This window comes from Pseudomonas fuscovaginae SE-1 (genome assembly GCF_000364705.1).
In the GTDB taxonomy this organism is placed as follows: Bacteria; Pseudomonadota; Gammaproteobacteria; order Pseudomonadales; family Pseudomonadaceae; genus Aquipseudomonas; species Aquipseudomonas fuscovaginae_A.
The window spans coordinates 1-1,365 of record NZ_AQOH01000052.1 but is presented as its reverse complement, the minus strand read 5'-3'; the positions used below and the strand labels follow the sequence as shown (position 1 = coordinate 1,365).

Below are 1,365 nucleotides of genomic sequence, written 5' to 3'. Positions count from 1 at the left end.
GGAGACTGTCAGAAATTTTGTGTTCGGGCATACCATGAGTAAGAGGTGCATGTATGCCAACCAAAAAGAAACCGCTTCGAGCTTTACCGACAGTTCCGAAAGAGCTTCTTGAACAGTTTTCCGCCACCCCGTTGATGACCGCAGAGGCCATCGAAGAGGCCTCTGCGGCTTTCAAGAAGGCACTGATCGAGCGAGCTTTGAACGCCGAGCTGGGTCATCACCTGGGCTATCCTCCGGGCGCGCAGCGCCCTGAGGATGAGACCAACCAGCGCAACGGCAAGAGTGGCAAGACCGTGCTGACAGGCGATGGCCCGCTACGCCTGGATATCCCCCGAGACCGTGACGGCAGTTTCTCGCCCATTCTGATCCCCAAGCATGAGCGTCGTTACACCGGTTTCGACGACAAGATAATTGCCATGTACGCCCGCGGAATGACGGTTAGAGAGATCCGGGCTTTTCTTTCCGAGCAATACGGGACGGACGTTTCGCATGACTTCATCAGCTCTGTGACCGATGAAGTCATGGAGGAAATTGGTGCCTGGCAACAACGCCCTTTGGAACCGATGTATCCGGTCATTTTCTTTGATGCGTTGCGCGTCAAAATCCGTGAAGAAGGCTTGGTTCGTAACAAGGCGATCTACTTGGCGCTGGGCGTTTTGCCTGATGGTACGCGCGATATCCTGGGCATCTGGATCGAAAACACCGAAGGCGCGAAGTTCTGGATGAAGGTGTTCAACGACCTCAAGACTCGTGGCGTCGAGGATGTGCTGATTGCCGTGACCGACGGTCTCAAAGGCATGCCAGAAGCGCTCAGCGCGGTGTTCCCGGAAACGACATTGCAGACATGCATCGTGCATTTGATCCGCAACAGCCTTGATTACGCAGCCTGGGACAAACGTCGAGCACTGGCCAAGGCCCTAAAGCCGATCTATCAGGCCATCAACGACCAAGCGGCCGAGCAGGCACTGGACGAGTTTGAACGTGGGCCTTGGGGCAAGCAATATCCAACGGTGGTGGCTGCCTGGCGAAGGGCATGGGATCGCGTGATCCCATTCTTTGTTTTCCCGCCTGCTATCCGGAAGGTGATCTATACCACCAATGCCATCGAGAGCATCAACGCCCAGCTACGCAAGATCATCAAGACTCGTGGCCACTTCCCGCACGACGATGCGGCGACCAAATTAATCTGGCTGGGGCTGCGCAACATCACAGCAAATTGGGGCTCAGCGGCGCATGATTGGAAAAATGCGATGAATCAATTTGCGATTTTGTACGGAGATCGGTTCATCAGGCCGACCTGGTGAAATCAGGGCCTGCCTGATGGCAGGCCGTTACCGGCCCGAACACAAAAAATCTGACACTCCC

At 55.4% G+C, this 1,365-nt stretch carries 1 protein-coding gene; it reads left to right on the top strand.

The window, feature by feature from the left end; all coding sequences use genetic code 11:
* Positions 1-53 precede the first annotated feature (53 nt).
* Positions 54-1,304, top strand: coding sequence for an IS256 family transposase (locus K675_RS0105920; protein WP_026144966.1), 1,251 nt, complete (start codon positions 54-56; stop codon positions 1,302-1,304).
* Positions 1,305-1,365: the final 61 nt, after the last annotated feature.